Raw genomic sequence first — 1,495 nt, forward strand, 5'->3', positions numbered from 1 at the left:
GCAAGGCGCTTCCGCTTTTCGATTTTCCTTTATCTCAGTTGGAGCGCTCCAGGCCATACGCCGCTGACCAGGGCGCTTGCGCTTTTCTAGTACTGAGGAGACTCATCATCGCGCTCCCCAGAAGCGCGCATCCGCTCTTGTGGATGGGTATTAATCGTACCATTGGCTCTCTTTGAAGCAAATTCGGCCTTCGCTCTTGGCTCTCCCTCAAGCTTGTTATTATTTTGATTAGGGAAACCTGTTTCTTTATTTCTCATGCTGGTACCTCCATTTAGGGAATGAGAAACACACGTGAAAAGCAAAGCATTCTCAATGCTTACCACGTACTATTAGTATTCACGTTTTGAATGAAGCTTATTTTAAAAGAAAATGGAAAAACGATGACCACATGTCATCGCTTTTTAACTAGGTATAATACTCAACTTTTTCCGTAATTTCTTCTCGCTAAACACCCAGCCCGTATATGAACTGATTCGATTTAAGTCCCTATCTAATTGAACAACCGCCACAAAGGGGTAGTGGCCATTACTTCGATAGCGTAAATCAATAAACCGAACTTCGTAAAAATCATTGTACTCATCAACTTCCCAGCGGTATACAGGAGAAAATGATAAAAATGCTGAAAGATTCTTATCTTTTTTGGCTGCTTCGATGACAGGTGTTTTTGGGACAGGTATACGGTTAAAGCGGTCTAGAATTTCCACTTGATCTTTAACAGCTTCCCCTACAAAAAACTGCTGTTTATTCATGGCCGCAATTCTCCATTGATGATATCTCATGGTTGGTGCAATAATGATTTCGGTAGCATCGGGGATGATGGCTCTTACCCCAACCAACACTCGTTTTTTTGCTTGATACCTTCTTATATAGTAGGCTATGATGACGGCATACATTAGCAAAAAGGAAATACCCGGATTTGCCCCTAAAATCCAAATAAATATCCCTATGACATGAATGCCGAAAATAATCGGATCAAAGGTGTTAATGACGCCTAGAGCTACCCATTTTGATGAAAAAGGTCTAAGCGCTTGTGTACCATATGCATTAAAGATATCAACAAATACATGGATGAACACAGCTGCAAACGTCCATGCCCATAAATGCAATAAATTGGCGGCTGGAAAAAAAGGATAAATGACTGCTACAATGAGTAGAGGCCATAATAACACAGCCGGTATGGAATGGGTCACTCCACGATGGTTCCGAATGTATATGGCATTATTTCTTAGTTTTAACACAGTATCGATATCTGGTATTTGTGATCCTGCAATCGTGGCAATTAACACACTGGTTGCAGTAGCATGGCTTGTGGCGACGGATGGATCCAAGGTTGCAAGACCGCCAAGGGCAATCCCCATTACAACATGTGTTCCAGTATCCAAAAGGAAAATCCTCCTTTAATGTCCAGCTCCAGCGCCCCAGCGGCTAATGTCCTTCGCTCTCCGCCCTACGATAAGTCAACATCGGTTCGCTTGCGCTCACCGTGTTTCCTTTA

General features: G+C 42.7%; 2 protein-coding genes. Both read right to left on the reverse strand.

Annotated features, from left to right (window positions below; all coding sequences use genetic code 11):
• Nucleotides 1-86 precede the first annotated feature (86 nt).
• Entirely contained in the window at nucleotides 87-257 is a 171-nt protein-coding gene (locus BABA_RS13860) for a small, acid-soluble spore protein K (RefSeq protein ID WP_007085824.1), read from the reverse strand.
• Nucleotides 258-401: 144 nt separating this feature from the next.
• Complete coding sequence (locus BABA_RS13865; RefSeq protein ID WP_007085825.1) at nucleotides 402-1,382, reverse strand: metal-dependent hydrolase; 981 nt, start codon at nucleotides 1,380-1,382, stop codon at nucleotides 402-404.
• Between the last annotated feature and the right edge of the window lie 113 nt (nucleotides 1,383-1,495).

The organism is Neobacillus bataviensis LMG 21833 (genome assembly GCF_000307875.1).
GTDB lineage: Bacteria > Bacillota > Bacilli > Bacillales > Cytobacillaceae > Neobacillus > Neobacillus bataviensis.